The sequence below is a fragment of the Spirillospora sp. NPDC127506 genome (assembly GCF_040302145.1).
GTDB lineage: Bacteria > Actinomycetota > Actinomycetes > Streptosporangiales > Streptosporangiaceae > Spirillospora.
This window is the reverse complement of the sequence record NZ_JBEORG010000033.1, coordinates 69,466-95,841: the sequence shown is the minus strand read 5'-3', so window position 1 is coordinate 95,841 and position 26,376 is coordinate 69,466. Positions and strand designations below refer to the sequence as shown.

Annotated in this window: 22 protein-coding genes; 7 read left to right on the top strand and 15 right to left on the bottom strand. The window is 74.9% G+C overall.

The window, feature by feature from the left end; translation table 11 throughout:
• Positions 1–41 precede the first annotated feature (41 nt).
• The 6 genes from ABTW95_RS26965 to ABTW95_RS26940 all read right to left on the bottom strand — a co-directional run bounded on the left by ABTW95_RS26965 (position 42) and on the right by ABTW95_RS26940 (position 5,429).
• A complete protein-coding gene (locus tag ABTW95_RS26965) occupies positions 42–362 on the bottom strand; it encodes a GroES family chaperonin (protein WP_089326083.1) in 321 nt (106 codons plus the stop codon).
• Between the two features lie 10 nt (positions 363–372).
• Complete coding sequence (locus tag ABTW95_RS26960) at positions 373–1,281, bottom strand: NAD-dependent epimerase/dehydratase family protein (protein WP_500227749.1); 909 nt, start codon at positions 1,279–1,281, stop codon at positions 373–375.
• 42 nt (positions 1,282–1,323) lie between these two features.
• On the bottom strand, positions 1,324–2,100 hold the full coding sequence (locus ABTW95_RS26955; RefSeq protein ID WP_396448935.1) for a serine protease: 777 nt from the start codon (positions 2,098–2,100) through the stop codon (positions 1,324–1,326).
• A complete protein-coding gene (locus ABTW95_RS26950) occupies positions 2,070–3,080 on the bottom strand; it encodes a DMT family transporter (RefSeq protein ID WP_396448936.1) in 1,011 nt (336 codons plus the stop codon). The genes ABTW95_RS26955 and ABTW95_RS26950 overlap by 31 nt, the downstream gene beginning before the upstream one ends.
• A gap of 119 nt (positions 3,081–3,199) precedes the next feature.
• Positions 3,200–3,967, bottom strand: coding sequence for an SDR family NAD(P)-dependent oxidoreductase (locus ABTW95_RS26945; protein WP_396448937.1), 768 nt, complete (start codon positions 3,965–3,967; stop codon positions 3,200–3,202).
• Positions 3,968–3,977: 10 nt separating this feature from the next.
• On the bottom strand, positions 3,978–5,429 hold the full coding sequence (locus ABTW95_RS26940; RefSeq protein ID WP_396448938.1) for a flavin-containing monooxygenase: 1,452 nt from the start codon (positions 5,427–5,429) through the stop codon (positions 3,978–3,980).
• A 184-nt stretch (positions 5,430–5,613) separates the two neighbouring features.
• Here ABTW95_RS26940 and ABTW95_RS26935 point away from each other — a divergent pair, with 184 nt between their 5' ends.
• Together ABTW95_RS26935 and ABTW95_RS26930 are read left to right on the top strand one after the other, a co-directional pair.
• Positions 5,614–7,254, top strand: coding sequence for a DUF4132 domain-containing protein (locus tag ABTW95_RS26935; RefSeq protein ID WP_396448939.1), 1,641 nt, complete (start codon positions 5,614–5,616; stop codon positions 7,252–7,254).
• 114 nt (positions 7,255–7,368) lie between these two features.
• Positions 7,369–7,998 (top strand): PadR family transcriptional regulator, encoded by a 630-nt coding sequence (locus tag ABTW95_RS26930; protein ID WP_500227748.1) that lies wholly within the window; start codon positions 7,369–7,371, stop codon positions 7,996–7,998.
• A 4-nt stretch (positions 7,999–8,002) separates the two neighbouring features.
• Here ABTW95_RS26930 and ABTW95_RS26925 read toward each other — a convergent pair whose 3' ends face one another.
• The gene (locus ABTW95_RS26925) at positions 8,003–9,025 is read right to left on the bottom strand and encodes a diacylglycerol/lipid kinase family protein (protein WP_500227747.1); all 1,023 of its coding nucleotides are present in this window, start codon (positions 9,023–9,025) and stop codon (positions 8,003–8,005) included.
• Positions 9,026–9,161: 136 nt separating this feature from the next.
• On the opposite strand from ABTW95_RS26925, the gene ABTW95_RS26920 reads away from it, so the two are divergent.
• The 4 genes from ABTW95_RS26920 to ABTW95_RS26905 all read left to right on the top strand — a co-directional run bounded on the left by ABTW95_RS26920 (position 9,162) and on the right by ABTW95_RS26905 (position 14,641).
• Positions 9,162–10,070 carry an alpha/beta hydrolase gene (locus ABTW95_RS26920; RefSeq protein WP_396448942.1) on the top strand — a complete coding sequence of 303 codons (909 nt, stop codon included), beginning with the start codon at positions 9,162–9,164 and terminating at the stop codon, positions 10,068–10,070.
• 20 nt (positions 10,071–10,090) lie between these two features.
• Positions 10,091–10,975, top strand: a complete 885-nt coding sequence (locus ABTW95_RS26915; protein WP_396448943.1) for an amidohydrolase family protein — start codon at positions 10,091–10,093, stop codon at positions 10,973–10,975.
• A gap of 152 nt (positions 10,976–11,127) precedes the next feature.
• Positions 11,128–12,651, top strand: coding sequence for a cellulase family glycosylhydrolase (locus ABTW95_RS26910; protein ID WP_500227746.1), 1,524 nt, complete (start codon positions 11,128–11,130; stop codon positions 12,649–12,651).
• 1 nt (position 12,652) lies between these two features.
• Positions 12,653–14,641 carry a glycoside hydrolase family 44 protein gene (locus tag ABTW95_RS26905; RefSeq protein ID WP_500227745.1) on the top strand — a complete coding sequence of 663 codons (1,989 nt, stop codon included), beginning with the start codon at positions 12,653–12,655 and terminating at the stop codon, positions 14,639–14,641.
• 68 nt (positions 14,642–14,709) lie between these two features.
• On the opposite strand, the gene ABTW95_RS26900 is transcribed toward ABTW95_RS26905, so the two are convergent.
• Genes ABTW95_RS26900 through ABTW95_RS26890 form a run of 3 tightly spaced genes read right to left on the bottom strand, consistent with a single transcriptional unit; the run spans position 14,710 to position 17,219 of the window.
• A complete protein-coding gene (locus tag ABTW95_RS26900; RefSeq protein ID WP_500227744.1) occupies positions 14,710–15,738 on the bottom strand; it encodes a cation diffusion facilitator family transporter in 1,029 nt (342 codons plus the stop codon).
• Positions 15,735–16,124, bottom strand: a complete 390-nt coding sequence (locus ABTW95_RS26895; RefSeq protein WP_396448947.1) for an ArsR/SmtB family transcription factor — start codon at positions 16,122–16,124, stop codon at positions 15,735–15,737. The genes ABTW95_RS26900 and ABTW95_RS26895 overlap by 4 nt, the downstream gene beginning before the upstream one ends.
• Positions 16,125–16,151: 27 nt before the next feature.
• Positions 16,152–17,219: a DUF6777 domain-containing protein gene (locus ABTW95_RS26890; protein ID WP_500227743.1), complete on the bottom strand. Its 1,068-nt coding sequence runs from the start codon at positions 17,217–17,219 to the stop codon at positions 16,152–16,154.
• A gap of 102 nt (positions 17,220–17,321) precedes the next feature.
• Between ABTW95_RS26890 and ABTW95_RS26885 the strand changes: the two genes are divergently transcribed.
• The gene (locus ABTW95_RS26885; protein WP_500227742.1) at positions 17,322–18,944 is read left to right on the top strand and encodes a serine/threonine-protein kinase; all 1,623 of its coding nucleotides are present in this window, start codon (positions 17,322–17,324) and stop codon (positions 18,942–18,944) included.
• Here the strand turns inward: ABTW95_RS26885 and ABTW95_RS26880 are convergent.
• The 5 genes from ABTW95_RS26880 to ABTW95_RS26860 form a co-directional block, all read right to left on the bottom strand.
• On the bottom strand, positions 18,933–20,108 hold the full coding sequence (locus ABTW95_RS26880; protein ID WP_500227741.1) for a VWA domain-containing protein: 1,176 nt from the start codon (positions 20,106–20,108) through the stop codon (positions 18,933–18,935). The two genes, ABTW95_RS26885 and ABTW95_RS26880, sit on opposite strands and share 12 nt — an antisense overlap.
• A 91-nt stretch (positions 20,109–20,199) precedes the next feature.
• Complete coding sequence (locus ABTW95_RS26875) at positions 20,200–22,458, bottom strand: DUF5682 family protein (RefSeq protein WP_500227740.1); 2,259 nt, start codon at positions 22,456–22,458, stop codon at positions 20,200–20,202.
• Positions 22,419–23,504, bottom strand: a complete 1,086-nt coding sequence (locus ABTW95_RS26870) for an ATP-binding protein (RefSeq protein ID WP_396448952.1) — start codon at positions 23,502–23,504, stop codon at positions 22,419–22,421. Before ABTW95_RS26870 ends, ABTW95_RS26875 begins: the two co-directional genes overlap by 40 nt.
• Positions 23,501–25,057 (bottom strand): DUF5691 domain-containing protein, encoded by a 1,557-nt coding sequence (locus tag ABTW95_RS26865; RefSeq protein ID WP_500227739.1) that lies wholly within the window; start codon positions 25,055–25,057, stop codon positions 23,501–23,503. Before ABTW95_RS26865 ends, ABTW95_RS26870 begins: the two co-directional genes overlap by 4 nt.
• The gene (locus ABTW95_RS26860; RefSeq protein WP_396454259.1) at positions 25,054–26,352 is read right to left on the bottom strand and encodes an SWIM zinc finger family protein; all 1,299 of its coding nucleotides are present in this window, start codon (positions 26,350–26,352) and stop codon (positions 25,054–25,056) included. The genes ABTW95_RS26865 and ABTW95_RS26860 overlap by 4 nt, the downstream gene beginning before the upstream one ends.
• Positions 26,353–26,376 lie beyond the last annotated feature (24 nt).

Here is a 26,376-nt window from a genome sequence, read left to right as displayed (position 1 = left end):
AAAACCACGGGCGGGAGCGGGACGCGATCCGGCGGCGCGGTCTAGAGGTAGAGGCCGGTGCCGTGCTCGGGGCGCTCGCTGGCGATGGCGTGCAGGTCGCGCTCGCGCATGACGAGGTAGTTCTCGCCCTGGATCTCGACTTCGTACTGGTCACCCGGGTGGAACAGGACCCGGTCGCCGGGCTTGACGATCCGCACGTGGTGGCCGACCCCGCAGACCTCGCCCCAGACCAGGCGGTTCCCCTGCTCCACGGTCGCGGGGATCACGATGCCGCCGGTGCTGCGGCGCTCGCCGCTGTCCTTCTCGACCTTGATCATGACGCGGTCGTGGAGCATCTGGACTTCGAACTTCGGCTCGGACACGCCGGCGAGTTTATCCGCCCGCGCGGAGCAGGGCGTCCCACGAGCCGGCGATGATCTCCGGCAGCGCGGAGCGCTCCGGCCGCCAGCCGAGCTCGGCCCGGATCGCGGCGGCGTCGCAGACCAGCACCGGCGCCTCCGGCCGGGCCGGGCGGCGGCGCGCGGGCACCGGCCGGCCGGTCACCTGCTCCACGGCGGCGACGACCTCGCGCACGGCCGCCCCGGCGCCGCTGCCGACGTTGTAGACGCGGTCCTCGCCGGGGCGGACGGCCTCCAGCGCCCGGACGTAGGCGGCGGCGAGGTCGTCGACGTGCAGGTACTCGCGGACGGCGAGCCCCTCGCCGTTGAGCTCGATGTGCGGGGCGCGCCCGGCGGCCACGGCGAGGGCCTTCGGGATCAGCCGGGTCTCGTCGGGGTCGGTGCGGCCGTCCACCGATCCCGCGACGTTGAACGTGCGCAGGACGACCGCGCCGGCCGCGCCCGTCCGCGCGTGCCAGCGGACGGCGTGCTCGGCGGCCAGCTTCGACGCCCCGTACGGGCTGGCCGGCGCGGGGGCCTCGCTCTCGGGGATCGGCTGCCGCTCCGGCGCCCCGTACACCGCCGCCGTGGAGCCGAGCACGATCCGGTCCGCCGCGACGGCCTCCAGCAGGTTCACCGTGCCCTGGACGTTGGCCGCGAAGTAGGGCAGCGGCCGCTCGAACGACTCCCGCACGCGGGTGAGCGCCGCCAGGTGGCACACCCCGTCGTACGGGCCGCGCGGGAGCCCGTCCGGGTCGAGCAGGTCGCCGCGCACGGGCCGCACGCCGTCCGGCAGCGCGGCGTCGCGCCGCACCAGCCCGTCCACCTCGTGGCCGGCCGCGACCAGCCGCCGCCCGACCGCGTATCCGATGTATCCCGCCGCCCCCGTCACCAGTACCCGCATGGGGCCAGCATCCAGGCGGGGCCGGGGCGGGGCAATGGCCGGTCAGGGCAGGGAGCCGAGCCTCGCGTACACGCCCGGGTAGCCGGGTTCGGCGCAGCCGCGGCCCCAGGAGGTCAGCGCGGCGACCCGGCCGCGGACGACCAGCGGTCCGCCGCTGTCGAACTGGCACGTGTCGGCCCGGTCCGATCCGGCGCACAGCATGTCGGACGGGTCGAACGAGCCGCCGTAGGCCCGCCGGCACGCCGCGTCGCTCCGCAGCGGGACGTCTGCGGCCCGCAGACGTGTGTTGAGCAGGTCGTTCTCCGACGTGAAGCCCCAGCCGAGGATCCGGCCCGTCCGGGCGGAGCCGGGCGAGCCGAGCGCGGCCACGGGCCGGTGCACGGGCCGCGCCAGCGTGAGGACCGCGATGTCGTGGTGCAGGACGGTCTCGCCCTTGAACGACGTCTCCCGGTAGTCCGGATGGATGCGCAGCGATGCCACGGGGACCGTCTCACCGCCATCGCCGGTCAGGTCGTCCCGGCCGAAAGTGGCCGTGAGCAGCCCCGGCACCGACCGGAACAGCGACACGCAGTGCCCCGCCGTGAGCACCCGGTCCGGCTTGATCAGCGCGCCGCCGCAGAACTGCCCCGACGGCCGGACGAAGAAGATCGGCGATCCGACCGCGGCGAGCCACGGGTACGCCGCGGACGAGGCCGGGGCGCCGCCCACGACGGCGGCTGCGGGGGCGGGCGCCAGCGGCAGCGCCGCCGCGGCACCGGCCAGCGCGAGGGCGGCGCCGAGCGCGGCCGTCAGGAGGGACCGGCGGGAGTGGAGGGCCATCTGGGCAATGTACGAGCATCGAAGGCCGGGTGCACGGTGTTCCGGGCGGCCGGTTCCGGCGCCCGCGCCTCCTCCCCGTACGGCGCCTGCTCCTCGTACCGGGGGAACAGCACGAGCGCGAGCAGCGCCAGCGTGAAGCCGCCCGCCCGCAGCAGGAACGGTCCGGTCTCGCGCGGCCAGTCCTCGCCGAACAGGACGCTGCCGGCGAGGAGCAGGTACGTGCGGCCGATGACGGTGAGCACGACCGCGACGATCGCGATCCGGCAGCGCTGCAGCGCGACCTGCAGCTGGCCGAGCGCGATCGCGGCGAGGCCGATCGTCAGGTACGGGTAGGCGGACTGCATGACCGCCTGGAGGCTCCCGGTCTCCTGGTACACGATCGAGATGCCGCGGATGCCGGCCTCGGCCAGCCCGGCGCACGCCCCGGCGCCGATCCCGTAGGCGACGCCGGCCGGCTTGCGGGCGTGCCGGCCGCTCGCGCGGCGGTCCCCGACCAGCCATACCAGCGCGGCGACGAGCACCGCCGGGGCGCAGACGGCGATCATCGTCCAGGGCCGGGCGAGCGTGCCCGCCGGCGTGGCGCCGGCGTGCAGGCCGCCCTCATCGGAGGCGGACAGCCCGATCAGCATCGCGGCGAGGACGAACAGCGCGACGCTCGCCCACTCGCGGGCGCTGAGCCGCTCGCCGAGGAAGCGCACCGCGTACCCGACGAGCAGCACCAGCGCCACCGCGAAGATCGGCTGGGCGAGGGCGAGCGGCAGCGCGGAGAACGCCACGACCTCGTAGCCGAGGCCGAGGAACAGCAGCAGCCCGCCGCCGAGCCACACCGGGTCGGTCAGCATGAGCCGGGCGACGCGGAACGGGCGGCTGCCGCGCAGCGGCTCCATCCTCCGCGCGGACGCGCGGAAGACCAGGAAGGCGATGTAGTAGACGGCGGTCGCGATCAGTGCGAGGGCGGCATAACCCAGGTCGGTACCCATCGGGAGTGGCCTCTCGGTGGACGGGGGCGGGGCATGTCGTTCGGCGCGCCATCGAATCGACCGGTGCTATCAGGGTGCCCCGCGCGGGCCGCCCTTGCAAGTGCTCGCTTACATGCGGCTCAGCCGTACCGGCGGCCGGTGGTGGACGAGAGGCGGGTGACCAGCCCGCGCGGGACGAACCGGGCGGCGCCGGCGAGCACCTTGTACTGCGCGCCCGGGATGCTGACCTCCGCCCCGCGGCGCAGGTCGCGCAGCGCGGCGTCGACGACGTCGTCCTTGTCCAGCCACATGAAGCCGGGCAGGCCGGACATGTCCATCCGCGCGCGCTCGTGGAACTCGGTGTGCACGAAACCGGGGCACAGCGCCATCACCCGGACGCCGCCGCGCGACCGCTGCCGCAGGTCGGCCGCGATGCCCCGGCTGAAGCTCACCACCCACGCCTTGGACGCCCCGTAGGTGCCGCGCGTCGCGAACGCCGCCATCGACGAGACGTTGAGCACCGCGCCCCGGCCGCGCTCCAGCATCCCCGGCAGCGCGGCGTGGGTGAGCCGCAGGACGGCCTCGCAGTGCACCTTCAGCATGGCCAGCTCGTCGGCCACCGGGACGTCCAGGAACACCCCCTTGTTGCCGAACCCGGCGTTGTTGACCAGCAGGTCGACGTCCTTGCGGACGCGTTCCTCGGCCGCCGCCAGCCCCTCCTCGGCGGACAGGTCGGCGGGCAGCGCCTCGGCGCGGACGGCGTACGCGCCGCGCAGCTCGGCGGCGGTGCGGTCCAGCCGCTCGGCGTCGCGGGCCAGCAGGACGAGGTCGAAGCCGTCGGAGGCGAGGCGGCGGGCGAACGCGGCGCCGAGGCCCGCGGTCGCGCCGGTGATGAAGGCGGTCGGCATGGCTCCGAGCCTAGGCGGCCCGCCTCGCGGTGAAGTGCCGCGGGTCGGGGCGGCGCGTCGCGCGGCGGTAGGCGAACGTGAACCCGGGCCAGTTGTTGACGACCTTGCCGTCGGCGGTCATGTACCAGCTCCGGCAGCCCGCCTCCCACACGGTGGTGCGCATCCGCTCGCGCATCTCCCGGGTGAACGCGTCCTGGACGTCCGGCTTGACGTCGATCCAGGCGAGGCCCGCGCCGCGCAGCGCCTCCACGCAGCCGAGCACGTACCGGATCTGCGACTCCAGCATGTAGATGATCGAGTTGTGCCCGAGGTTGGTGTACGGGCCGTACAGCAGGAACAGGTTCGGGAAGCCGCTGACCGTGATGCCGAGGTGCGCCTGCGCGCCGTCCCGCCACGCCTCGTTCAGCTCCCGGCCGTCCCGCCCGACGATCTTCATGGGGGAGAGGAACTCGGTGGACCGGAACCCCGTCCCGTACACGATGACGTCCACGTCATAGGCGCGGCGCGCCGTCTCGACGCCGGACGGCGTGATCCGCACGATCGGGTCGGTGATGAGGTCGACGTTCGGCCGGGCCAGCGCCGGATAGTAGTCGCTGGAGAGCAGGATCCGCTTGCAGCCCATCGGGTAGCCGGGGATGAGCGCCTCCCGCAGCACCGGGTCCCCGATGGCGTTCCGCAGCGTTTTCTTGAACCGCTTCTCCAGCATCGCCATCAGCTTGGGGTATTTGATGAACCCCAGCGCCCGCGCCTCGTACGCGAGGTAGACGTAGGCGCGGTTCAGCTCCCACAGGCCCGGCACGGCCTTCATGGCGGCCTGCTGCCAGGGCCGGTACACCCGGTCCGGCTTGTCGATCACGTACGGCGCGGACCGCTGGAACAGCCGCAGCTCCGCCGCCTCCTTGGCGATCTCCGGGACGAACTGGATCGCGCTCGCCCCCGTCCCGACCACCGCGATCCGCTTGCCGCGCAGGTCGGCGCCGTGGTCCCAGCGCGCGGAGTGGAAGCTCGTCCCGGCGAACGAGTCGCGCCCCTCGATGTCCGGCAGGACGGGCCGGTTCAGCTGCCCGCACGCCGACACCAGCACCCGCGCCTCCAGGTCGCCGTTCGTCGTGGAGATCCGCCAGAGCGCGGCGTCCTCGTCGAACCGCGCCTCGGTGACCTCGGTACCGAACCGCACCTTCTCCAGCACCCGGTACTTGCGGGCGCAGTGCCACAGGTAGTCGAGGATCTCGGCCTGCGGCGGGAACCGGCGCGACCAGTCGGTCTTGCGCTCGAACGAGAACGAGTACAGGTGGGACGGCACGTCGCACGCGGCGCCCGGATAGGTGTTGTCCCGCCAGGTGCCGCCGAGCCCCTCGGCCTTCTCCAGGACGACCACGTCGTGGACGCCGGCCTCCCGCAGCTTGATCGCCGTCCCGATCCCGCCGAACCCGCTACCGATGATCACCACGCTGTGCGCCATGGCCGTCCGAACCTCGTTCTACTCGGTGTCCACCGAGCCTAGGTGACCACGAGGTCACTGACCAGGTGCCGCAGCCGCCCGGTTTCTGCCGATCCGTACCGCTGATGCCCGTGATCTCCCCCAGAGCAAGCGCTGATCACCGGAAACGCCGGGAACCGTCGGCGGCGTCTGGAAAGATCACCCCATGTCCGACGACCTCCGGGCGCATCTGGACGCGCTCAACGCGCCACGGCCGACGCGCGCGTGGCGCCGCCGCACACTGGAACTCCTGGCCGCCCCCGCCGCGCGCGACGAGGTGCTGCGCAGGGTGCGCTGGTACGCGACGAAGGAGCCGGACCTCGCCGGCGGGCGGCCGTTCTCCGACCCTTCGCTGCGCGCCGAGCCGGGCGCGCGCGGCCGGGTGTGGGCCGCCGCGCTGCTCGGCGACCCCGGCGTGATCCCGCTGCTGGACGTCATCGCGCGCCGCGCCGCCGGGGTGACCCGCGAGTTCCGGCCGTCCGCCAAGCTCGCCGGCGCGGCGATCAACGCGCTCGGCGAGTTCGCCGACCCGCGCGCCCTCGACGTGCTGCGCGGGCTGAGCCGCGACGTCCGCTACCCGGGCCTCGGCCGGCGGATCGCGGCGGCCATCGAGGCGGCGGCGGCCCGCCGCGGCATCACCCCCGCGCAGCTGGTCGAGCGCGGGGTGCCCGCGCACGGCCTCTGCCGGGACGGCTCGCTCGCCCGCGACATCGGCGCCTACCAGGCGGTGCTCGTCATCGAGGACCCGCTGACCGTCCGGCTCACCTTCACCGGCGCGGACGGCCGGCCGCTGCGCACCGTCCCGGGCGCGCTCAAGGTCCCGTTCGCCGCCGAGATCAAGGAGCTGAAGACCCTGGTGAAGCAGGTCCGCGCGACGCTCGCCGCCGAGCGGACCCGCATCGAGGCGCTGATGGCGGTGGAGCGCACCTGGCCGTTCGCCGAGTGGCGCCGCCACTACCGCGACCACCCGGTCACGGGCGTGGTCGCCTGCGGCCTGATCTGGGAGTTCGAGGGACCGGACGGCATCTGGCACGCGGCCACCCCCGGCGAGGGGGTGCTGGTGACGGTGGACGGCCGCGCGCTGCCCGTCCCCGCCGATGACGCCCGGGTGCGGCTGTGGCATCCGGCGCGGGCGTTCCCCGGCGCGGTGCGGGCCTGGCGCGGCTTCGTGACCGCGAACCGGATGACGCAGTCGTTCAAGCAGGCGTTCCGGGAGACCTACCGGCCCGCCCCGGCCGGCGCCGGGCCGGTCCGGCGCCGCGGCGGGTTCGACGGCGAGCTGCGGCGCGTCTTCGCCGAGGGCGCCTGGCGCGTCAGCCACCACGACGGCACCCGGTTCGAGCGGAAGGTCGCCGGCCGCTGGCGGGAGGTCCACCCGGCGGACGTGCCGCCGCTCGTGTACAGCGAGGGCGCGCGGGAGGTCGACCTGTTCCTCCGCGTCACCTCGATCACCGAGGAGGCGCCGTTCGGCGAGCTCTCGGCGAGCGCCGAGATCCGCGGCGACGCGCTGCGCCGCATCCTGCCCGGCACGAAGATCGCCGGCCGGTGCTCGGTCGACGGCAGGTTCCTCGTCGTCCGGGGCGAACTGCGCACCTACAAGATCCACCTGGGGTCGGGGGGCGTGCTGATGGAGCCCGGCAACGCCCGGCTGCGCGCGGAACCGTCCCGCAGGCCGAGCCAGAAGGGCCTGTTCCTGCCGTTCGAGGACGAGCGCCTCACACAGATCCTCGGCACGGCGTTCCTCCTGGCCGCCGACCACCGCATCAGCGACGAGACCGTCCTCGCGCAGATCAAGCGGGGCGCCTGACGCCCCCGCCGCCCGCCTCGCCCCCGCCGGCGGAGACCTCGCCGCGTTGCGGAGCTAGTCCCCGCATCCGCCCGGACCGTCTACCCTGGACAGGTTTTTCGCGCACAGGGGGAGATGATGTCGACGACGCGGCTGCTGGTGCTCGGCGGGGTGCGGCGGTTCGGGCGGGCCCACGGCTACGAGGTGCGGCGCCAGCTGATGTCGTGGGGCTCGGACGAGTGGGCCCACGTGAATCCCGGGTCGATCTACCACGCGCTGAGGCAGCTCGCCAAGGAGGGCCTGCTGCGCGCCCACGAGGTGGAGGAGAGCGAGGCCGGGCCGCCGCACACCGACTACGAGATCACCGACGCGGGGCGGGAGGAGTTCCTGCGGCTGCTGCGCTGCGCCCTGTCGACCGTCGACATCCGGCATCCGGAGATGCTGACCGCCGGGCTCGGGTTCCTCACCGAGCTGCCGCGCGCAGAGGCGGTCGAGCTGCTCCGCCGGCGGCTGGACGGGCTGGCCGCGTGGCGCGCCTCGGTCGCCCCGCACCTGGACGAGCAGGACCCGTCCGACCACCTGCGGGAGCTGCTCGGCTACTGGATGCACTCCGCGGAGTCCGCGACGGCGTGGACGCGCGGGCTGATCGAGCGGCTGGAGTCGGGCGCCTACGTGATGGCAGGCGAGTCGGCAGGCGAGAAGGCCGGCGAGTCGGCAGGCGAGTCGGCAGGCGAGTCGGCAGGCGAGGCGGTCGGCGAGCGGTGACGGGTCACGTGTCGGCGAACGTGCGCGGGACGATCACCCGCAGCGCGTTGCCGCGCAGCCTGATCGACACCGGGGTGCGGCCGCGGATCTCGCCGTCCACGTCCACCTGCATCGGCGGGTCGGTCTCGATCTCGACCTGCGCGGTGGTGAGGAACGCGTCCTCGGCGAGGGACCGCCACTGGCCGGTGAGGACGTGCCGGGCCGTCGCCGAGGCCAGCCGCAGCCGGCGCTCGTCGCCCAGCCGGTAGACGGCGAGCAGCCGGTCGTCCGGGCTGGCGTCGCGGGCGATCCGCTGCCCGCTGTGGTGCGCGCCGTTCGCGATGTTCAGCTGGTGCGTCGCGACCTCGTAGGTCTTGCCGTCGATCGTGATGCGGGCGGTGAACGCCTCGTGCCGGGGCAGCAGCCCCGCCGCCGTCAGCGCGTACGCGGGGCGCCCCACGAACCGCTTCAGCGCGTGCGGGACGTGCTCGGCGACCTGCACCGACAGCCCGAGGCTCACCATGTTCGCGAAGATGTGCTCGCGGTCGGCGCCCGGCCCCTCGCCCTGCGGGTCGCCGGTCGACTCGAACCAGCCGACGTCCACGTCCGCGACCTTCCCGCCGTCCGGGCGGCCCACCGCGAGGGTGCGGACCGCGTCGGCCAGGTCGAGCGGCAGCTCCAGGCTGCGGGCGAAGTTGTTGGTGGTGCCGAGCGGCAGCACGCCGAGCGCGATGTCGCGGTGCGCCAGGTGCCCGACCGCCTCGGCGACCGTCCCGTCCCCGCCGCCGACGACCACGAGGTCGGGCTCCAGGGCGAGGACGTCGGCGAACAGCTCCCGCAGCCGGGTCGGGTCGGTGACCGGGAACACGTGCAGGAACTCCAGGCCGGACTCGCGGAGCAGCCGGCGGGCCGTGCCGAAGAGCCGGCGGCCCCGCCGGGACCTGGAGTTGATCACCAGCACCGCGCGCCCGCCGTCCGCGATGGCCGACTCCAGCTCCGCCTTGCTCCGCATCTCGACGCTCCGCATCCCGACGGGTCGCCCTCCCATCCGCGTCACCCTACAAGGAACGTAGACCGGCACGACCGGTCCGACACTTTATAAACCCATTGCAAAGCGTTGAAACATGGCGCCGAGTGGGGATCCTTACAAAGAACTCGCTGCTGATTGACCCGGGGCGGAAAACATGCGGCTGCGCGACATGGCGGGAGCGGGCGTGGTGGGCGAGCGCCGTCCGCGCCCCCGGGTGCTCGACCTCGCCGTCCGCTCCACGGTCCTGGACGACGTCGCCCGCGTCCGCCTGCTGCTGCCCCGCGGCTGGTCGCGGGACGCCTCCCGCACCTGGCCGGTGCTCTGGCTGCTGCACGGGTCCGGCGCCGGCCGGGACGGCCACACCGCCTGGACCGACCACACCGACGTCGAGGAACTGACCGAGGACGCCGAAGTCATCGTCGTGATGCCGGACGGCGGCCCGTGCGGCAATTACACCGACTGGTGGAATCGCGGCGCGGGCGGCGCGCCGAAGTGGGAGACGTTCCATCTCGCCGAACTGCGGCAGATCCTGGAACGCGGATACCGCGCGGGCGCGGACCGCGCCGTCGCCGGGAACGCGATGGGCGGCCTCGGCGCGCTCGCCTACGCGGCCCGGCACCGCGGGCTGTTCCGGGCGGCGGCGTCGTTCAGCGGGCCGGTGCACACCCTGCACCGCGACCCGGCCGGGCTCGACGTCGCCGACCTCGTCGAGCTGAGCGTCGCGGTCGGCGCACCGTCCCTCGACTGGACGGACGTGTGGGGCGACCCCGACGAGCAGCGCATCGTGTGGCGGCAGCACAACCCCTACGACCTGGCCGGCCGGCTCGCCGGCGTCCGCGTGCACGTCACCGCCGGCGACGGCGCCCCCGGGCCGTACGACGCGGGGTCCGGCCGGGACGCGCTGGAGGCCCTCGCCTGCACCGTGTCCCGGGAGTTCGCCGACAAGCTGGGCAGACTCGGCATCCCGGTCACGACGCACTTCTACCGGGGCACCCACACCTGGCCGTACTGGCGGCGCGAGCTGCGCGCGGCGCTGCCCGACCTGCTCGCCGAGATCATCTGACGAGCGGCTAGGGTCGGGGAGTGGCCGAACCTCGTTCTGATGCAGCCGTCCCCTCGTTCTGGCAGGCGCTCGGGCTCCCGGGCATCATCGACGTCCACGTCCACTTCATGCCGCCGCGGCTGATGAGCGCGGTCTGGGGCTACTTCGACGAGGCCGGCCCGCTGATCGGCACCGAGTGGCCCATCCGGTACCGGGACTCGGAGGAGGAGCGGCTGGCGTTCCTGCGCGGCCTCGGCGTCCGGGCGTTCACGTCGCTGTCCTACCCGCACCGCCCCGGCATGGCCGAGTCGCTGAACGAGTGGACCGCGCAGTTCGCCGCCCGCGTCCCCGAATGCGTGCAGACCGCCACGTTCTTCCCCGAGCCGGGCGTGGAGGACTACGTGGCCCGCGCCCTGGACTCCGGGGCGCGCGTCTTCAAGGTCCACCTCCAGGTCGGCGGCTTCGACCCGCGCGCCAAGGAGCTGGACGCCGTGTGGGGGATGCTCGCCGAGGCCGGGGTGCCCGCGCTCGTCCACGCCGGTTCGGGGCCGGTCGCGAACGGCTACACCGGGCCCGGCCCGTACGGGGAGGTCCTCGCCCGCCATCCGCGGCTGACCACGATCGTCGCGCACCTGGGCGCCCCCGAGTTCGAGGGCTTCTTCGCGCTCGCCGACGCCCACGAGCGCGTCCACCTGGACACCACGATGGTGTTCACCCGGTTCGCCAGCCTGGCCGCGTTCCCGGACGCGCTGCTGCCCCGGCTCCGCGAGCTGGGGCTGGAGGGGCGGATCCTGCTCGGCACCGACTTCCCGAACATCCCCTACGAGTACGCGCACCAGCTGGAGTCGCTGGCCGCCCTCGACCTGGGCGACGACTGGCTGCGGGCGGTCTGCTGGCGGGGCGCCGCCGAGCTGTTCGGGCTGTGATGAGGGGCCGGCCGCCCGTTTCATGGATTTTCACGCCCGGCGGCTGGTCATAACGGGACTCGATCCCCGATCTTGACACCCCCTGCGGCACTCGCGACCTTGGGAGCGCTCCCACACCGTCGAAGGGACCGGGAAAGAGGAGATCGAATCCCATGGCCGGATCCTACGGAACCAAGCGCACTCTCCTGATCATGCTGGCCGCGCTGCTGGCGCTCGTGTTCGTCCCCGCCGCGCCGCCCCGCGCGCTCGCGGCGGCCGGCACCGGGTACTGGCACACCGACGGCCGCCGGCTGCTCGACTCGAACGGGCAGCCGGTGCGGATGACGGGCATCAACTGGTTCGGCGCCGAGACGTCCAACTTCTCCCCGCACGGGCTCTGGACGCGCAACTACAAGGACATGCTCGACCAGATGAAGAGCCTGGACTACAACACGCTCAGGCTCCCCTACACCAACCAGCTGTTCGACTCCGGCAGCGCGCCGAACAGCATCGACTACGCGAAGAACCCCGACCTGCAGGGCCTCAGCGGGCTGCAGATCCTCGACAAGATCATCGACTACGCGGGGCGGATCGGGCTGAAGGTCGTCCTCGACCGGCACCGCCCCGACGCGGGCGGGCAGTCCGCGCTCTGGTACACCGACGCCTACCCCGAGTCGCGCTGGATCTCCGACTGGGAGATGCTCGCCCGGCACTACGCGGGCGACACCACGGTCATCGGCGCGGACCTGCACAACGAGCCGCACTCCCCGGCCTGCTGGGGCTGCGGCGACCAGGCGACGGACTGGCGGCTCGCCGCCGAGCGGGCCGGAAACGCGATCCTCGCCGTCAACTCCAACTGGCTGATCATCGTCGAGGGGGTCAACGACCACCAGGGCGACAACTACTGGTGGGGCGGCAACCTGCAGGGCGCCGCGCAGTACCCGGTGCGGCTGAACGTCCCGAACCGGCTGGTGTACTCGGCGCACGACTACGCCACGTCGGTGTACCCGCAGCCGTGGTTCGACGACCCGGGCTTCCCCGACAACCTCGCCGCGATCTGGGACAAGAACTGGGGCTACCTCTACAAGAACAACGTGGCCCCCGTCCTGCTCGGCGAGTTCGGGACGACGCTGACCGACACGCGCGACCAGGCGTGGCTGCGCACGCTGATGGCCTACCTGGGCACGGGGACCAGCGGGATCTCCTTCACCTTCTGGTCGTGGAACCCCAACTCCGGTGACACGGGCGGCATCCTGAACGGCGACTGGACGACCGTCAACACCGCGAAGCAGTCCTACCTCGACCCCTACCTGCTCGGCGCCTTCGACTCGGACGACCCGGGCGACGGCGATCCGGGCGACGGCGACCCCGGCACCCCGGACGTCTCCTGCACGGTCGACTACACGGTGCAGAACAGCTGGCAGGGCGGCTTCACCGCGCAGATCACCATCACCAACAGCGGCTCGGAGGCGCTGAACGGCTGGACGCTCGGCTTCTCCTTCCCCGGCGACCAGAAGGTCGGCCAGGGCTGGAGCGCGACCTGGTCGCAGTCCGGCGCCGACGTGACCGCGAAGAGCCTGGACTGGAACGGCGCCATCGCGCCCGGCGCGTCGCAGACGATCGGGTTCCAGGGCACCGGCTCCTCGTCCGGCGCGCCCGCCGGGTTCGAGCTCAACGACCAGCCCTGCGAGGCGTGACATGTCCCGCAAGGCACTGCTCGCCGCCGCCCTCGCGGCGGCGCTGCTCCCCTGGGCGGCGCCGGCCGCGCGGGCGGCGGACGGTCCGGCGCTGACCGTCGACCCGTCCGCGTCCCGGCACGCGATCAGCCCGTACATCTACGGCATGAACTTCGCGGACGAGGACCTCGCCGCGGAGCTGGGGCTGCCCGTCCGGCGGTGGGGCGGCAACGCGACCACCCGCTACAACTACCTCTACGACGAGACCAACCGGGGCTCGGACTGGTACTTCGAGAACGTGCCGGGCCCGGCCCCCGACCCGGACGCGCTGCCCGACGGGTCCGAGACCGACCAGTTCACCGAGCAGGACCGGCGGACCGGCACCGACACGATCCTGACCGTCCCGCTGATCGGCTGGACGCCGAAGGGCCGCGACTACAGCTGCGGCTTCAGCATCGAGAAGTACGGGCCGCAGGAGAGGGCCGACACCGAGTGGCGGCCGGACTGCGGCAACGGCGTCAAGACGGACGGCACGAGGGTCACCGGCAACGACCCGTCCGACACCAGCGTCCCGGCCGGGCCCGAGTACGTCACCGACTGGCTGGCGCACCTGACCGGCAAGTACGGCACGGCGAAGAACGGCGGCGTCCGGTTCTACAACCTCGACAACGAGCCCGACCTCTGGCACGAGACGCACCGGGACGTCCACCCGGACGGCGCGGGCTACGACGAGATGCGCGACCAGACGTACGCGATCGCGTCCGCCGTGAAGGCCGCCGACCCGGGCGCGAAGACGCTCGGCCCGGTCGGCTGGGGCTTCCAGTCGCTGACGATGTCGGGCCTGGACAAGCAGACGTGCGACCGCGACGGCGGCGACTGCTGGTCCGACCCGCCGGACCGGGCCGCGCACGGCGGCACGCCCTTCGCCGCCTGGTACCTGCAGCAGATGAAGGCGTACGAGAAGGAGCACGGCACCCGCATCCTCGACTACTTCGACGAGCACCTCTACCCGCAGCAGAGCGGGGTGGCGTTCGGCGAGGCCGGCGACGCGGCCACGCAGGAGCTCAGGCTGCGCTCCACCCGGCAGCTCTGGGATCCCGCCTACACGGATGAGAGCTGGATCAACCAGCCGATCCAGTACATCCCGCGCATGCGCGAGCTGGTGGACCAGAACTATCCGGGCACGAAGCTCGCCATCACCGAGTACAACTGGGGCGCGCTCGACCACATGAACGGCGCGCTCGCGCAGGCCGACGTCCTCGGGATCTTCGGACGCGAGGGCCTGGACCTCGCCACGCTGTGGTCGCCGCCGGGCTCCGCCGACCCGGGCGCGTACGCCTTCCGCATGTACCTGGACTACGACGGCGCCGGGTCCGCGTTCGGCGACACCTCGGTCAGCGCGTCGAGCGCCGACCAGGGCCAGCTCGCCGTGTACGCGGCGGAGCGGTCGTCCGACGGGGCGCTCACCCTGATGATCGTCAACAAGTCGCTGACCGACGACCTGACCAGCACGGTCTCGATCGCCGGGCGGTCGGGGCAGGCGACCGGGCACGTGTACCGGTACAGCGGCGCCGACCTGTCGTCGATCGTCCGGGCGCCGGACGTGCAGGTCGGCGCGGACGGGTTCACCTCGACGTTCCCCGCGTCCTCGATCACGCTGGTCGAGATCCCGGCGGACGGCGGGCCGGCCGCGTCCGCGTGCGAGGTCGGATACCACGTGGTGAGCCAGTGGGGGAGCGGGTTCACCGCCCAGGTCACGGTCGCCAACACCGGGACCTCGCCTGTCTCCGGCTGGACGCTGGGCTTCTCCTTCGCCGCCGGCCAGCGCGTCACCCAGGGCTGGAGCGCGACCTGGGCGCAGGAGGGCGCGGACGTCACCGCGCGCAACCTGTCCTGGAACGCCGGCATCCCGCCGGGCGGCTCGGTCACGATCGGCTTCAACGGGTCGAGCGGCGGGACGAACCCGGCCCCGGCCGCCTTCACCCTGAACGGAGCCCCCTGCAAGACGTGACGCCCGCATGAGGAGCGGCGGGCCGCCCCGGCCGTCCAGCCGGGGCGGCCCGCCGCGCGCCGGACGGGTCAGTGGTCGCAGGGGGAGTTGCCCGCGTGATCGTGGGGTTCGCCGGCCTCCGACATGTGGCGCGGGCCGTGCGCGTCGTCGCAGTGGCCGTTCCCGCTGCCCGGCGGGCCGGCCACGTGGTCGACCTCCAGCGTCGTGTGCGTGATCCCGTACGCGGCGCGCAGCACCTCCTGGAGATCGCGGCGGACGGCGTGGCAGTCGCCCTGCGTGTCGACGAGCACGTGCGCCGACAGCGCCGGGTAGCCGGAGCCGACCTCCCACACGTGCAGGTCGTGGACCTCCTCCACGCAGGGGCGGCGGACCAGCCGGGCGCCGAGCTCGGACGGGTCGATGCCCGCCGGCGCCGCCTCCATGAGCACCCGGCCCGCGTCCCGCAGCAGCCCGTACCCGGCCTTCAGCATCAGCGCCGCCACCACCAGCGAGGCGACCGCGTCGGCGCGGACCAGGTCCGCCGTCCACACCAGGAGGCCGGCGATCGCGGTCGCGATGAACGCGAACAGGTCGTTCAGGATGTGCTGGAACGCGCCCTCGACGTTCAGGCTGCGCCGGTCGGCCCGGCTGATCAGGTAGGTCGCCGCGACGTTGACGGCGATGCCGGCGAGGGCCGTCCAGAACACGAACTGTCCCGCGACGGGCGGCGGGTCGATCAGCCGCCGGACGCCCTCGTAGACGAAGTACGCCGCGAGCAGGATCAGGGTCAGCCCGTTCAGCTGCGCGGACAGGATCTCGGCGCGGCGCAGCCCGAACGTGTACCCGCCCTTCGGCGGGCGCGCGGCGATCCGCATCGCGACCAGCGCGAGCGCGATCGCGAACGCGTCCGTCATCATGTGCGCCGCGTCGGAGATCAGCGCCAGCGACCCGGACAGCAGCCCGATGACCACCTCGCCGGCCATGAAGGCGACGATCAGCGCCAGCGCGCCGGCGAGCAGCCGCCGGTCGGCCCCCGCCGAGATCCCGTGCCCGTGCCCGTGTCCGTGACCTTGGTCGTGCCCGTGTCCGTGCCCGTGCCCGCGGCCGTCCGGGGTCACGGGACGTCCCCGCCGTGGCCGACGTGGGTGAGGGCGAGGTCGAGCAGCATGCGGACGTGCGAGTCGTCCAGCCGGTAGTAGGCCATCCGGCCGGCCCGGCGGACCCGGACGACGCGGTTCGCGCGCAGCAGCCGCAGCGCGTGCGAGACCGCCGACTCCGAGTGCCCGCAGGCCGCGGCGATGTCGCACACGCACATCTCACCGCCTTCGAGCAGCGCGGTGATCACCCGCAGCCGCCCGGGGTCGGCGAGCAGCCCGAACACCTGGGCCAGTTCCCCGATCGTCTCCGCGCCCGGCATCGCGGCGGAGACGATGGCGACCTTCTCGGGGTCGACGACCCGGACGGCGCACGCCTCGGCGGGGAGGACGTCTGACTGACTGCTCATATGAGCAAATGTAGCGCACGTCCCGGATCAGGAGACGACCGGGTCCGGCTCCTCGGACGGCGGCAGCGAGATCGGGCTCTGCGGCTCCTCCCCGGGCGGCGTCATCCCGCCGGTCGCCGTACCCGAGTAGCCGTCCGTCACGCCCGGTGACTCACCCGAGGTCCCCGGGCCGGGCGACTCGGCGCTCGGCGACTGCGGGGCGCCGGGCGACTCCGCGCCGGGAGACTCCGGGCCCGGCGACTCGGGACCGGGCGAGTCGGGGCCGGGCGACTCGACCGGCGGGGAGTCCAGGCCGGAGTCGGACGGCGCCGGAGAGTCGCTCGCGGTGGCCTCCGTCTCCGTGGGCGGCAGCCCGGTCGGCGGCCCGTCCTGCTCGCCCCCGGTCGCGCGGGGCCGCTCGAACCCCATCGTCGCCTCCGGGTCGACGAGGACGAAGGCCGTGATCGTCCCCTTCCGGGAATCCCGCGGCCGGATCCTCGTCACATTCCGCTTCTCGAATCCCGGCCAGGACCGGCCAGTATAGATCGCGTTCCCGGTGGAGATCTTTTGCTCCGGCCGGGTCAGCGGATTACCGCAATTGCACTTCACCACCGGCACGCCGTAACCATTGACCAGAACGCCCATTCCGGCCTGCAGGACGGCGGGCGCGCTCGTCGCCCTCCCGTCGCGGTAGCCGTGGTTGGTCACCAGCGTGTCGGTGCGCAGCAGCACCGGCGTCAGCCGCGACACATAGCGCGGTATGTCGCTCACCGGGATGCCCTGGACCTCCGCCCACGCCCGCCCCTTGTCCGGGTTGGCCTGCAGGAACGCGATCAGCTTCCGCTGGTCGCAGGTCGACGCCTGCCGCGTCCCGCCGTACAGGCCGGGGGAGTCGCCGTCCTTCGTCCCGCCCGCCTGCGGCCGCTCCTTCACGTTCATCTCATCGGTGCCCGCCACCAGCGTGTACGGGTCCGGACCGGGCGACCCCACGGTCAGCCGCGTGATCGTCGCGCCGGCGTCCCCGCAGCCGGCCAGCGTGCCCGCCGTCAGCGCCAGCACCGCGACCGCCCCCGCGACCGCCCTGTGCCGGGCAATTGGCGAATGGATCTCAAGCATGCCTCTACTCCCGCTCCGGGCCAGCCGAACCTATACTCTTTGATGCCGGCCGGAGCGGATTTGTGCGCGGCGGAATGCCGAGTTTTTTCACGGGGGTGCGAAATGGCGGGCCCGGTTCCCCTCGACCCCTCCGACCCGACCCGGCTCGGCGGCTGGGAGCTCCTCGGCCGCCTCGGCACCGGCGGCCAGGGCGCGGTGTACCTGGGCCGCCCCGCCGACCCCGGCGCCGGCCCGTCCCGCGTGGCCGTCAAGCTCCTGCACGCCCAGCTGCTGGGCGACGCGAACGCCCGCGAGCGCTTCGTCCGCGAGCTGGCCCTCCTCCAGCGCGTCGCCGGGTTCTGCACGGCCCAGATGCTCGCCGCCGACATGGCCGGCGACCGCCCCTACATCGTCAGCGAGTACGTCCCGGGCCCGTCCCTCCGCGCCCTCGTCCAGGAGGAGGGCCCCCGCACCGGCGCCGACCTGGACCGCCTGGCGATCAGCTCGGTGACGGCCCTGTCCGCGATCCACCGCGCGAACGTCGTGCACCGCGACTTCAAGCCGCAGAACGTCCTCATGGGCCCGGACGGCCCGCGCGTGATCGACTTCGGCATCGCCCGCGCCTTCGACGCCGGCACCACCCTGACCAGCCAGGTCGTCGGCACCCCCGCCTACATGGCGCCCGAGCAGTTCTCCGGCCGGGCCGGACCCGCCGCCGACCTGTTCGCCTGGGCCGGCACCCTGCTGTTCGCCGCCACCGCCCGCGATCCCTTCGCCGGCGGGCCGCTCCCGGCCGTCATGTACAAGATCATGCACGAGACGCCGGACCTGCGCGTCCTCCCCGGCCCCCTCGCCGAGGTCGCCGCCGCCTGCCTGGCCAAGGACCCGTCCGACCGCCCGACCTCCGAAGAGGTCCTCCTCTGGCTCCTCGGCCGGGGCAGCCCGACCAGGCCGGTCCCCGGCACGGCCCCCGCCCCGGGCACGCCACCGGAAGATGGCCCGAGCCCGGACGCCCCGGCCCCCGGCACCGCCCCCTACACCGGTGCCGGGGGCGGCCCCGGCACGGCGTCCGACCCGCGCGTCCCGCCGGAGCCCGCCTGGAACACGGGCGGCCCCGGCATGCCGGACACGGCCACGGCGTCCGGCCCCGGGGCGGTGTTCGGCCCCTCCGGCGCGTCCGGCCTCGACCCGGCCCCGGACACGGCGCCCTACACGGGCGTTCTGGGCGCGGCGCGGGGGCCGGGCGCGGCGAACGGGCCGCCGGGCACGGACTGGAGCGGGCCTCCGGCCGGACGGGGCACCGAGTCCTGGGGCGATGCCGGTCCCGCCCCGCGACCCGGCGCCGGGACAGGGGGGCCGACGGGTGCGGGGCGGTTGCGGCGCGGGCCCGCCGTGGTCACCGGCCTGGTCCTCGCGGGGCTGCTCGCCGCCCTGGACGTCGCCGCGCTCGCGATCCTGATCGCGCGGCCGTCGCTGACGGAGGGGAACCGCGGGGGCCTGCTGCCCGTGGTGGCGTCCTCCTTCGCCGTCGTCGCCGTGGTCACCCTGGTGGCGGTGATCCTCGCGTGGCGCGGCTCGCGCGCCGCCGCGTGGACGGTGATGGCCGCGCGCGTGGTCCGCGTCGCCATGTGGGGCGCGTGGGGCGCGCTCGTGCACGTCCAGGCGTCCGCGCTGGCCGGGCACGCCGTGCTGACCGCCGTCGTCGTGGTCCTGCTCGCCATGGGCCTGTCGCGGTCATCCCGGTGACCGCCGCTCCGACCACTCCTTGAGGTCGCGGCGCTCGATCGCGGCGGCCATCAGGTCCGGGAACGCGTCCGGGGTGCACGCGAACGCGGGGACGCCCATCGCGGCCAGCGCCGCCGCGTTGTCGTGGTCGTAGGCGGGCGCGCCCTCGTCCGACAGGGCGAGCAGCACCACCACCTGCACGCCCGCCGCCGTCAGCGCCCCGACCCGGCGCAGCATCTCGTCCCGGACGCCGCCCTCGTACAGGTCGCTGATCAGCACCATGATCGTGTCGTTGGGGCGGGTGACGAGGCCCTGGCAGTACGCGATGGCGCGGTTGATGTCGGTGCCGCCGCCGAGCTGCGTGCCGAACAGCACCTCCACCGGGTCGTGCAGCTGGTCCGTCAGGTCCGCGACACCGGTGTCGAACACGACCAGCGACGTGCGCAGCGACCGCATCGAGGCGAGCACCGCCCCGAACACGCTCGCGTACACCACCGACGCCGCCATCGAGCCGCTCTGGTCGATGGCGAGGACCACGTCGCGCTTGACGGCCTGCTGCCGCCGCCCGTACCCGATCAGGCGCTCCGGGACGAGGGTGCCGTGCTCGGGCAGGTAGTGCCGCAGGTTCGCGCGGATCGTCCGCTCCCAGTCGACGTCGGCGAGCCGCCTCGGCCGCGGCACCCGCGCCGACCGGTCCAGCGCCCCGCCGACCGCCGACCGCGTCCGCTGCGCGAGCCGCCGCTCCAGATCGCGGACGACCCTGCGCACCACCGCCCGCGCCGACTCCCGCGCCCGGTCGGGCATCACGCGGTTCAGCGACAGCAGCGTCCCCACGAGGTGAACGTCGGGTTCGACGGCGTCCAGCATCTCCGGCTCCAGCAGCAGCCGGGTGAGGTCGAGCCGCTCGATCGCGTCCTTCTGCATCACCTGCACGACGCTGGACGGGAAGTACTCGCGGATGTCGCCGAGCCACCGCGCCACCGAGGGCGCGGAGTCCCCGAGCCCGGCGCTGCGCCGCCCCGGCCGCGACCGGCCCCCGCCGGCCCCGCCGCCGTAGAGCTTCTCCAGCGCCCCGTCGATCCGGACGTCGTCGCCGGTGAGCGACACCCCCGTCCCGTCGGCGCTCTCGCCCCCGAGCACGAGCCGCCACCGCCGCAGCCGGTCGTCCACGCCGTCACCGCTCACACCGGCCCCTTTCCCATGCCTCGTCCGTCCCGCGGACCCTCATCAGGGCGCGCACCCGGCGCACCCCGCCGCTTCGCTTCCGCCGCCCGCGTCATGTGCGCCAGCCGAGGATCTGGAGGGCCGCGGCGGCGGCCGGGGCGGCGCGTTCGTCGTCGATCTCCTCTTCGGGCGGAGGCGGGGAGGCCGTGCCGGGGGCCGTGCGGCGGCGGAGGCGGTCGCCGATGGCGCGGCGCTCGGCGGCCGGGTAGGCGCCGAAGGTGCGGCGGAGGAGGGGGAGGACGCCGGTGAACGAGCCGGCGGGCAGGCCCGCGATCCAGGCGTCGACGAGGCGGAGGAGCGGCTCGTCGTGCAGCAGGAGCAGCGCGCCGCCGGACAGGAAGCCCTCGATCCAGGCGGCGGCGCGGTCGGGGGGCGTGCCGGCCGAGACGGCGCGCGCCATCCGGGCGGGGACGTCGTGGAGCCGGCCCGCGTCGAGGAGCAGGCGGGTGAGGCGGCCCTCGATGAGGCCGTGCAGGGCGTCCGGGCGGGCGAGGACGCCCTCCAGGGTGCGCCGCCAGCGTTCGAGGCGGCCCTCGTCGCCCAGCAGGGACAGCGCGCCGTGGACGGCGTCGACGTGCGCGAGGAACTCGCGGGCGGCGTCGTCGTCGAGCCCGGTGATCGCGGGCGGGAGGCCGACGCAGACGCGGACGACCAGGCCGTCGACGACGGTGCGCAGCGGGCCGGTGGACGTGCCGCGGACGTCGCCGTAGCGGAGGGCGCGCACCAGCGCCGGCATCGCCGCCATCAGGTGCGCGACGTCGGTGTCGACGGCGGCGCGGTCGGCGAGGGCCCGCATGACGGCGGGCAGCGCGTCGCCGAGGTCGGCGAGGAGGCAGCGCTCGGCCACCGAGGTGAGGTCGGAGAGCGCGGCGGCGTCCTCGGCCACCGCGCGGGCGCGGGCCGTGGCCGCGCCGCGGACGGTGGTGCCCCACGCGCCGGCCTCGATCAGCTCGACGTCGAACTCGGGCCGCCAGGCCAGCGTCCAGGTCTCGCGGAACGTGCCCTTGGAGCGGCCGGTGCCGGCCGGCGCGCCCCACTCGACGTCCAGCAGGCGGAGCCGGTGCAGGAGGCGGCTGCGCTCCAGGTCGGTGGGCTTGCGCAGGTCGAGGTCGAGTTCCCTGCCGAGTGCGGACGGCTTGAGCCGCAGCCGCCTCTGCTCGGCCTGGAGGTCGCGCTGGAGCGGGACCATCGGCGTCCGCTCCGGGACGGCGCCGAGCCGCTCCCCGACGACCAGGCGCTTCTGGATCAGCTCGACGGGCAGGTCGGCGCCCTCGCACAGCACCGCCCGGGTCGCCTCGGTGACCTCGTCGAGCCCGGCGAGGGGGCGGCCGCGCAGCGCGGCGAGGGCCTCGGCGAGCCGGACGGCCTCGATCACGTGCGCGGACGAGGCGTGCAGGTCCTCGTCGCGCAGGACGCGGGCAGCGGCGGTCAGCCACCGCTCGACCGGGCGGTCGCGGGCCGTGAACAGGTGGTGGTACCAGCCGGGGGAGCGGACCCCCGCGCCGTAGCCGGAGCGCCCGGCGAGGCGGCCGTGCGTCCACGGCACCCAGGTCATGGCGACCTTGGTCTTGGGCAGCCCGCGCAGCGTCCGGTCGTCGTGGGCGGCGGGGACCTCGGCCCGCAGGGCGGGCACGTGCCACGCGCCGCAGACCACCGCGACCCGCTCGTGGCCCTCCTTGAGGGTGCGGCGCAGCGTCCGGCGCATGTGGGCCTCGCGCTGCTCCTCGCGGGGCGCGGCGGGCTCCTCCGCGAGCCGCGCCCGCAGCTCCGCCATCGCGTCCGCGATCGCGGGGAACGGGGACGGCCCGGCGCCGCGGTGCTCGACCACGTCGTCCCACCAGCGCTCGGCGTCGTCGTAGCCGGCGGCCTCCGCCAGCCGGCCCAGCGGGTCGGCCCGGACGCCCTCCGCGGCCGGCTCGCCGTCCGGCGGCTCGCCGTCCGGCAGGGGGACGAGCTGGTGCGCCGCCGGCAGGTCGCAGAACCGGACCGGGACGCCGGCGCCCAGCCCGTACCGGATCGCCTGCCACTCCGGGCTGAACTCGGCGAACGGCCAGAACGCGGCCCTGCGGTCGCCGTCCCGCGGGGCGGGGGAGTAGGCGAGCAGCGCGACCGGCGGCACCATCCCGGGGTCGCCGGCCAGCTCCACGATCGGGTCGGCCTCGGGCGGGCCCTCGATCAGCACCGCGTCCGGCTTGAACTCCTCCAGGGCGCCGCGCAGCGCCCGCGCCGAGCCGGGCCCGTGGTGGCGGATCCCGTAGACCTCGACGCGGCTCAAGAGACCTCCCGGCAGGCCCGGTAGAAGTCCCGCCATTCGGGGCGGTCGCGGACGACGGCCTCCAGGTACTCCTGCCACACGACGCGGTCGGAGACCGGGTCCTGCACGACGGCGCCGACGATGCCGCCCGCGACGTCGGAGGCGCGCAGCACCCCGTCGCCGAAGTGCGCGGCGAGCGCGAGGCCGCTGGTGACCACCGAGATGGCCTCGGCGGTGCTGAGCGTGCCGCTGGGCGACTTCAGCTTGGTGCGCCCGTCGGCGGTGACGCCGGAGCGCAGCTCGCGGAACACGGTGACGACGCGGCGGATCTCCTCCAGCCCGGCCGGGGACTCCGGCAGCTCCAGCCCGGCGCCGATCTGGTCGACGCGGCGGGCGACGATGCCGACCTCGTCCTCGACGGTCTCCGGCAGCGGCAGCACCACCGTGTTGAACCGGCGGCGCAGCGCGCTGGACAGCTCGTTCACGCCCCGGTCGCGGTCGTTCGCCGTGGCGATGACCGTGAAGCCCTTGCGCGCCTGCACCTCGGTGTTCAGCTCCGGGACGGGCAGCGTCTTCTCCGACAGGACGGTGATGAGGGTGTCCTGGACGTCGGACGGCATCCGGGTCAGCTCCTCGACGCGGGCGACCTGGCCGCGCCGCATCGCCCGCATGAGCGGGCTCTCCACCAGCGCCTGCTCGGACGGCCCCTCGGCGAGCAGCCGCGCGTAGTTCCACCCGTAGCGGATCGCCTCCTCCGCGGTGCCCGCCGTCCCCTGCACGAGCAGCGTGGAGTCGCCGCTGACGGCGGCGGCGAGGTGCTCCGACACCCACGTCTTCGCCGTCCCCGGGACGCCGAGCAGCAGCAGCGCCCGGTCGGTCGCGAGGGTCGCCACCGCCACCTCCATGAGCCGGCGCGGCCCCACGTACTTCGGGCTGATCGCCGTCCCGTCCGGCAGCTCGCCGCCGAGCAGGTACGTGGTGACGGCCCACGGCGACAGCCGCCAGCCGGGCGGCCGGGGCCGGTCGTCGTGCTCGGCCAGCCGCGCCAGCTCGCCCGCGTACTCCTGTTCGGCGTGCGGGCGCAGTACCGCGTTCTCGGTCAAGGGGTCAGCTCCTTCAGCATCTCGTCGCGGAAACGCAGGGTGGCGATCAGTTCGGCGACGCCGAGCGGCGCGGCGTCGCCCCGCTCGGCCAGCGGGGCGAGGCGGGCCGCGGCGGCCGGTTCGAGCCGCTGGTCGGCGAGCCGGCACAGCCGGGTGACCAGGTGCTCGTCGCGCCGCCCGGGACGCGCGGCGGACGCGGTCAGCGCCGCGACCACCGCCTCGGCGAGCGGCCCCGCCCACGGCCCGGGAACCCGTTCGAGGAGGCGCAGCAGGTCGGGCCGCCCCTCCACCCAGCGGATCAGGTCGGCCGCCGCCGCGTCGCGCTCGCCGTCGGGCAGGACGGACAGCAGGTCGGCGAGCGCCTCCGGCTCGTCCACCATGACGCCGCCCTTGAGCAGCGCCCGCGCCCACGCGCCGTCGCGCTGGGCGAGCGCGGCCCTGGCCCACCCGATGTGGACGTCCCGCCCCTCGGACTCGGAGACCGCTCCCTTGCGGGAGGACGGCTCCCCGGCCGCTCCGACGGGGAGGCAGACGATCTCCATCGGGGGCAGCTCGAACAGCTCCGTCCAGGTGGACAGCGGGGTGCGGGCGAGGATCTCGCGCAGCCACGCCGCCCGCGTCCCCACCGGCCCGCCCGCGCCGCGCGGCGCGAACGACCCGCTGGGGTGGAAGGGGATGCCGTCGCGCGCCATCTCCTCGTCGTGGGCGTGCGGCGGGTCCACCGCGATCCGCGTCCGCCGCCGCCCCCGCACGGTGCGGGTCTCCGCCGCCAGGCAGCCGCGGGCGCGCGCCGCCATCCGCGCCCCGTAGGCGGACCCGGGCAGGCGGGCGAGCAGGTCGGCCGCGAGCTGCCGGACGTCCTTGCCGCGATCCTCCAGGGCCGCTTCGAGGAACTCCTCGTCCGCCGGCGACAGCCCGTGCTCGAACGCGGCGAGGAAGGCCGCGCGGTCGGGCGCGGACTCCTTGGCCCACGTCTCGCGCAGCAGTTCCCGCGCGCGCTCGGGCTCGGTGCTCCGCAGCCTGGTCAGGTAGGCCACGCGGCGGTTGCGAGTGCCCGTCTCCCACATCTCGGGGCCGCCGCCCGGATCGTCCCCGGATCCGACGAGGTACGCCCAGTCGGTGTTCTGCAGGGCCAGCCACACGCCGCGCCGCCCGGCCGCCCGCGCGATCGGCGGCCGCAGCGCCCGGTCGCCCCGGCCGCGCTCCAGCAGGTCGGGCAGCGCCTGCGCGGGCACCCGGTAGCCCCGCTCCGCCGCCGCGCCGAGCCATTCGGGCAGCACCCGGGTCTGCTCCCCGGCCAGGATCCGCCGCAGCCGCGCGGCCGCCGCCCGGGGCACGACGGGGCGGTCCTCCACCGGGGCCGGCGCGACCGGCTCGGGCGCCGCACCGGACGGCACGAGCCCCGCCCTCCGCCGGACGGCCAGCAGCGCCGCCTGGTCGAGCAGCCGCCCCGCCCGGTCGCCGGCCTCGGCGGGCGCCTCCGGCAGGACGGGCGGATCGCGCCGCTCGGTGCCGAGCAGCGCGGCGGTGACGTGCTCGTTCCACGCGCTCACAGGACCACCGTCCCCTCGGTCTCGTGCCAGGCGGCCAGCGGGCGCAGGCCGCGCGGGCTCCACTCCCCGGACAGCGTGACCGGCCCGCCGCCCGACAGCGCGAGCAGCCGCCACGGGTCGCCCGTCCGGAGCGGCAGCGCGTCCCCGGCCCCGTCGATCACGTAGAGGCCGCCTCCCTCCGCACGCGCCGGCCGGGCGTTCTCCAGCGCCGCGGGCCAGCGGTCGAGCCAGGGGTCCTTCGCCAGCGCCGCCGCGTGCTCGTCCAGGAACTCCCGCACGGCCGTCCCGCCCGGCACGGCCGGTTCGGCGGCCCCGTACCGGCCGGCGACCAGCGCCCGCAGCGGCTGCGCGCCCGGATAGAACGCCAGCTCGGCGTCGACCTGCGTACCCGTCACGAGCGACGCGTCCAGCGATGCGCCCGGCGCCGCGAAGGACAGCACCAGCGCCGGCCGCCCCGTCCGCCGCCCCCGCAGCCACACCCGCCTGGTGGTCAGCAGATCCTGCGCGGTGTCGCGCGACCCGAGCACGCACCACAGGTCGCGGACGCGCTCCCCGCCGGACAGCACGTCCTCCTGCGGGACGGTGAACCCGACCCGCGAGCGGACCGTGTCGCGCAGCCCCTCCGGCAGCTCGTCCCGCCGCTGGTGCGCCCGGACGAGCAGCCGCAGCAGCGCGTACTCCTCCAGCAGCCGCCCCGGCCAGCCGGGGCGCCGCGGGATCGCGGCGAGCCCCCGCACCTGCCCCGCGAGCGCCCCCGCCTGGGCGTCGACGAGCCGCCGCGCCGCGTCGTCCCACAGCCGGTAGGGCGCCTTCTCCGCCTGCGCCAGCCCGTGCGCGACCTGGTCGCGGAGCCACTGGTCGAGCTCGGCGAGCCCGTCGTCGACCCGCTGCTCCCGCCGCTCGGCGGTCTTCGGATCGCGCCCCCGGCCGGCCGCCGCCGCCCGCCTCCGGGCCGCCCTCCCCGCCCGCTCGCGCCGCTCCTCAACCCACTCCGCGACCCATCCCGGCCGCGGCCCGCCCTCCACCACCGCGTCGGCCCACATCAGCAGCAGGCCGAGCGCGTGCTTGCACGGGAACTTCCGGCTCGGGCACGTGCACCGGTACGCGGGCTCGGTCAGGTCGACGCCCGTCCGGTACACGGACTTGCCGCTGCCCCGGCACTCGCCCCAGACGGCCTCGTCGTCGCACCCCGTGCCGCCCCATTTGCCGGGTTTGGCGACCCCGCCGGCGGCCTTCGCGGACGCCGCGTCCGGCGCGAGGCCGAGCACCTGCTCCCGGGCCCATCGTTCGCTCACACAGCCGAAACTATCCGTCCCCTA